At 72.8% G+C, this 5029-nt stretch carries 5 protein-coding genes and 1 pseudogene; 4 read left to right on the top strand and 2 right to left on the bottom strand.

Annotated features, from left to right (window positions below; all coding sequences use genetic code 11):
* A partial coding sequence (locus MKK52_RS09050) for a methyl-accepting chemotaxis protein (RefSeq protein WP_243953475.1) occupies positions 1-1233 on the top strand: 1233 nt, incomplete at its 5' end.
* 3 nt (positions 1234-1236) lie between these two features.
* On the opposite strand, the gene MKK52_RS09045 is transcribed toward MKK52_RS09050, so the two are convergent.
* Positions 1237-2169 carry a LysR family transcriptional regulator gene (locus MKK52_RS09045; RefSeq protein WP_243953474.1) on the bottom strand — a complete coding sequence of 311 codons (933 nt, stop codon included), beginning with the start codon at positions 2167-2169 and terminating at the stop codon, positions 1237-1239.
* A 113-nt stretch (positions 2170-2282) separates the two neighbouring features.
* Here MKK52_RS09045 and MKK52_RS09040 point away from each other — a divergent pair, with 113 nt between their 5' ends.
* From MKK52_RS09040 to MKK52_RS09030, 3 genes are read left to right on the top strand one after another with little or no spacing between them, the layout of a single operon-like run.
* A complete protein-coding gene (locus MKK52_RS09040; protein WP_243953473.1) occupies positions 2283-3212 on the top strand; it encodes a ring-cleaving dioxygenase in 930 nt (309 codons plus the stop codon).
* Positions 3213-3238: 26 nt separating this feature from the next.
* Positions 3239-3871 (top strand): alpha/beta hydrolase, encoded by a 633-nt coding sequence (locus MKK52_RS09035; RefSeq protein ID WP_243953472.1) that lies wholly within the window; start codon positions 3239-3241, stop codon positions 3869-3871.
* Positions 3872-3908: 37 nt separating this feature from the next.
* Entirely contained in the window at positions 3909-4745 is an 837-nt protein-coding gene (locus tag MKK52_RS09030; protein ID WP_243953471.1) for an alpha/beta fold hydrolase, read from the top strand.
* Positions 4746-4761: 16 nt separating this feature from the next.
* Here MKK52_RS09030 and MKK52_RS09025 read toward each other — a convergent pair.
* Positions 4762-5029, bottom strand: a pseudogene (locus MKK52_RS09025) (hypothetical protein); the annotation flags it as partial.

Here is a 5029-nt window from a genome sequence, read left to right as displayed (position 1 = left end):
GAGTCTCGGCGGCTCGCCAAGGTCTGCCGCGCCCTGTTGATCCATGCCACCTACAACCCCTGCTCGGATGCCTTGGTCACCGTGGTGAAGGTGGTGAAGTCAGCCACCGGCGTGACCGCGCAGAAGCTGCTCAACGCCGCTGTCGCGGGCAAGCTCCGGGCGCTCCCACGCTCGCAGGGGCTCATTGAGTTCGCTCTCGACGGCCGGGTCCTCGACGCCAACCCGAACTTCCTCGCCGTGGTGGGCTACAGCCTCGACGAGGTGAGCGGCCGGAACCATTCGATGTTCGGGGACCAGGCCGCGGCCAAGGCCGACGCCTACGCACGGTTCTGGGAGGCCCTGCGCCGGGGGGAGTTCCAGGCGGCCGAGTACCGCCGGATCGACAAGGGCGGCCGCGACGTGTGGATCCAGGCCACCTACAACCCGGTCATGGATGCCGCCGGCCGCCTCGTGAAGGTGGTGAAGTTCGCCACCGACGTGACGCCCGCCGTCACCGAGCGCCTGGAGCGCAACCGGCTGCAGCGGAGCATCGACGGCGACCTCGACGTGGTGGCCGACGCGATCACCCGCGCCTCCGAGCAGACGGTGGGCGCCGCGAGCGCCGCCGAGGAGGCCTCGGGCAACGTCCAGAGCGTGGCCGCCGGCGCCGAGGAGCTGGCGGCCTCCGTGGGCGAGATCAGCCAGCAGGTGCAGCGGGCGGTGCAGATCACCAACCGCGCGGTGAGCCAGGCCAACGCCACCTCGGCGGTGGTGGGCGGCCTCGCCGCCGAGGCCCAGCGCATCGGCGCCGTGGTGGAGATGATCGACAACATCGCCTCCCAGACGAACCTCCTCGCCCTCAACGCCACCATCGAGGCGGCGCGGGCGGGCGAGGCCGGCAAGGGCTTCGCGGTGGTCGCGGCCGAGGTGAAGAACCTCGCCGCCCAGACCGCCAAGGCGACGGAGAGCATCAGCGCCCAGATCTCGCAGACGCAGAAGGCGGCGGGCGAGGCCGCCTCGGCCATCGCCGGGATCGGCCACACGGTGGGGGAGGTCAACGAGATCTCCTCCGCGATCTCGGCCGCCGTGGACCAGCAGGCCGCCGTCGCCCGCGAGATGTCGTCCAACATGCAGGCCATGACCACGGCCGTGGAGGAGATCAGCCGCAACGTCAGCCTGATCGCCCATTCGAGCCGCGAGCTCGACCAGTCGACCCGGCAGGTCCGCGAGGCCTCCCGCAAGATGGCGAGCTGACCCTCAGGCCGCCGCCGTCGTCGTCACCGCCCTGGCCCAGGGGGCGGCGACGAGGGCCCCGGCCAGATAATCGATCAGCGCGACGACGCGCGCCGGGCGGGGTTCGCCCGGCGGCGTCACGAGATGGAGCGAGATCGGCGGGGCCGCCCAGTCCGGCAGGACCCGCTCCAGCCGCCCGGCGGCCAGATCCTCGTGGATCATGAAATCCGGCTGGAGGGCGAGGCCGAGCCCCGCCCGCAGGGCCGGCGCCAGGGCCTCGGCGTTGTTCGCCCGCATCGGGCCGCCCGGCGTCACGCTCGCCTCCCGCCCGTCCGCATGGCGGAAGCGCCAGCGGTCGGGCGTCGGCAGGTAGGCGTAGCCGAGGCAGGCATGGCGGGCGAGGTCGTCCGGGTGGTCCGGCCGCCCGTGGCGGTCGAGATAGCCCGGCGTCGCCACGAGGGAGCGCTGCACCGGGCAGAGCCGTCGCGCCTTCAGCGACGAATCCGGCAGGGCCGCGATGCGCAGGCCGATGTCGAACCCGCCGCCCACGAGGTCCACCACCGAATCGGCGAGATGCAGGTCGACCGAGACCGCCGGGTGCCGCGCCAGGAAATCCGGCAGGAGCGGCGCCACATGCAGCACCCCGAAGCTCATCGGCGCCGCGAGCCGCACGAGGCCGCGCGGCAGCGCCGTGGCGGCGGTGGCCCGCGCCTCGGCGGCCTCCCCCTCCGCGAGGAGCCGCGCCGCGTCGTCCCGCGCGGCCAGCCCCGCCTCGGTCAGCGCCAGCCGCCGGGAGGTGCGGTGGAACAGCCGCGCGCCGATCCGCGCCTCCAGCCGCCCCACCGCCTTCGAGACCGTCCCCTTCGACAGGCCGAGCTCCGTGGCTGCGGCGCCGAAGGAGCCGGCCTCCACCACCTTGGCGAAGATCGCCCAGGCTTCGAAATCGGGCAGGCGCATGGGTCGTTTCCGGAAACGATGAGTTTCCATCGTTTCTATTTTCAGGCGCCATGGCAAGGCGCATCGTGTCTCCATCGACGACGCCCACCGGGCGCGCTCCAGGAGACGACGCCATGTCCGAGACCGGCCTCCACCACGTCACCGCCTTTTCCGGGCCCGTGGCGCGCAACCTCGATTTCTACACCGCCGTGCTCGGTCTGCGCCTCGTCAAGAAGACGGTGAACTTCGACGATCCGGGCACCTACCACCTCTACTACGGCGACGCGGCGGGCCGTCCCGGCTCGATCCTGACCTTCTTCCCGATCCCCCATGCCGCCCCCGGCCGGGCGGGCCTCGGCGAGACGCAGGAGACCGCCTTCCGCGTGCCCCGCGCCTCGATCGGCTGGTGGACCCACCGGCTCGTGGAGAAGGGCGTGCGCCACGAGGCGCTGGTGCAGGTCTTCGGCGAGCCGACCCTGCGCTTCCGCGATCCCGACGGGATGATGCTCGCCCTCGTCGGCGTGGACGAGGCGGCGGCGCCCTCCGCCTGGACCGGCGGCTCCGTGCCGGCCGAGCACGCGATCCTCGGCCTGCACGGGGTGACGCTGCTCCTCGCGGAGGGCGAGGGCACGGCGGCGATCCTGACGGAGGTGTTCGGCTTCACGCAGACCGGAAGGGAGGGCTCCGCCACCCGCTATTCCGGCACGGCGGCCTCCGGCCGGCACGTCACCCTGCGGGCGGTGGGCGCGTTCCTGCCCGGCCGCCAGGGGGCGGGCTCGGTCCACCACATCGCCTTCCGCGCCGCCGACGACACGGCCCAGGCGGCGATGGCCGACGCCCTGCGCGACCGGCACGGGCTCGGCGTCACCGAGCAGCGCGACCGGCAGTATTTCCGCTCGGTCTACTTCCGCGAGCCGGGCGGGGTCCTGTTCGAGATCGCCACCGACGCCCCCGGCTTTGCCGTGGACGAGCCGGAGGCGACCCTCGGCCAGGCGCTGAAGCTGCCGCCGGGCCTGGAGCGCCACCGCGCCGAGATCGAGGCCGTGCTCCCGGCCGTCGCCTGAACCCCGTCTCCCCCGTGGAGGGTGCCATGACCACCGAGACCCTGTCCTTCCGCCATCGCTTCGCGCCGGGCGAGGCCGCCCTGTCCCCGCTGCTCCTCCTGCACGGGACGGGCGGCGACGAGGACGACCTCCTGCCGCTGGGCCGGGCCGTCGCCCCCGGCGCGGCCCTGCTCTCCCCCAGGGGGCAGGTCAGCGAGAACGGCGCGCCGCGCTTCTTCCGCCGCCTCGCCGAGGGCGTTTTCGACGAGGACGACCTGCGCCGCCGCACGGATGGGCTCGCGGATTTCGTAGGCGAGGCGCGGGAGCGCTACGGCCTCGCCGCGCCCCTGGCGCTCGGCTTCTCGAACGGCGCCAACATCGCCGCCGCGACGCTGCTCCAGCGGCCGGAAACCCTGGCGGGGACGGTGCTGATCCGGCCGATGGTGCCCTTCGCCGTGCCGCCCTTCCCTGCCCTCGCGGGCAAGCCGGTCCTGATGCTCTCGGGGATCATGGATCCGATCGTGCCGGTGGAGAATGCGCGGCGGCTCGCTGAACAGCTCACGGCGGCCGGCGCCGCCGTCACGCACCGGATCCTGCCCGCTGGCCACGGCCTGTCCCAGGCCGAGATCGGCCTCGTGGCGGCGTGGCTCCGCGACACCGCCCGGCCGGCGGCGGCCTGAACCTTGCCCACACCCCCATCCCTCACAGGAGGCGACCATGCCGACCATCACCACGCAGGACGGGACCGAGATCTTCTTCAAGGATTGGGGGCCGAAGGACGCGCAGCCCATCGTGTTCCACCACGGCTGGCCGCTCTCGTCGGACGATTGGGACGCGCAGATGCTGTTCTTCGTCCGGCACGGCTTCCGCGTGGTGGCCCATGACCGGCGCGGGCACGGCCGCTCGGCCCAGGTCGGATGGGGCCACGACATGGACCATTACGCCGCCGACGCGGCGGCGGTCGTCGCGCATCTCGACCTGCGCAACGCCGTCCATATCGGCCATTCGACCGGCGGCGGCGAGGTGGCGCGCTACGTCGCCCGCCATGGCGAGCCGCAGGGCCGCGTCGCCAAGGCGGTGCTGGTGAGCGCGATCACGCCGCTGATGCTCAAGACCGCGGCGAACCCGGACGGGCTGCCGCGCGAGGTGTTCGACGGGTTCCGCGCGGCGCTCGCCGGCAACCGCGCCCAGTTCTTCCTCGATGTCCCGACCGGCCCGTTCTACGGCTTCAACCGCGCCGGGGCGACGCCCCAGCCGGGCGTGATCCAGAACTGGTGGCGGCAGGGCATGATGGGCAGCGCGCTCGCCCACCAAGAGGGGATCGAGGCCTTCTCGGAGACCGACCAGACCGAGGATTTGAAGGCCATCGGCGTGCCGGTGCTGGTGCTGCACGGCGAGGACGACCAGATCGTGCCCATCGCCGACGCGGCCCTGAAGGCGATCACGCACCTGCGCCACGGCACGCTGAAGACCTATCCCGGCTACAGCCACGGCATGCTCACCGTGAACGCCGACGTGCTGAACGCCGACCTCCTCGCCTTCGTGCGGGGGTGAGGCGCCGGCGGCCCTGTCAGGTGCGGTACCGCTCCGCGAGCGCCGTCAGCGCTTGCGCGAGCTCGGTCATGTTGGCCGAGGCGGTCTCGACCTGCCGCGTCCCCGCCGCCGTCTGCTGGCTCGCCTGACGGATGTTCTGCAGCGCCCCCATCACCTGCTCGATCCCGAGCTGCTGCTGGTTCGTCGAGGCCACGATCTGCTGGAACGTCTGCACGTTCTCCTCGAACCGCGCCGTGATCTCCTCGATGGTCCGCTGCGTCGTGTCCGAGCGCGTCTTGCCCACC

The sequence above is a fragment of the Methylobacterium sp. J-067 genome (assembly GCF_022829465.1).
Lineage (GTDB): Bacteria > Pseudomonadota > Alphaproteobacteria > Rhizobiales > Beijerinckiaceae > Methylobacterium > Methylobacterium litchii.
Note: the sequence above shows the minus strand (reverse complement) of the source record. Positions and strands in the feature narration are given on the sequence as shown.

What these genes read in the sequence shown, in the direction of transcription:
- MKK52_RS09030 (WP_243953471.1), top strand. Translation starts at nt 3,909, where the DNA reads ATGCCGACCATCACCACGCAGGACGGGACCGAGATCTTCTTCAAGGAT.
- MKK52_RS09045 (WP_243953474.1), bottom strand. Translation starts at nt 2,169, where the DNA reads ATGCGCCTGCCCGATTTCGAAGCCTGGGCGATCTTCGCCAAGGTGGTG.
- MKK52_RS09040 (WP_243953473.1), top strand. Translation starts at nt 2,283, where the DNA reads ATGTCCGAGACCGGCCTCCACCACGTCACCGCCTTTTCCGGGCCCGTG.
- MKK52_RS09035 (WP_243953472.1), top strand. Translation starts at nt 3,239, where the DNA reads ATGACCACCGAGACCCTGTCCTTCCGCCATCGCTTCGCGCCGGGCGAG.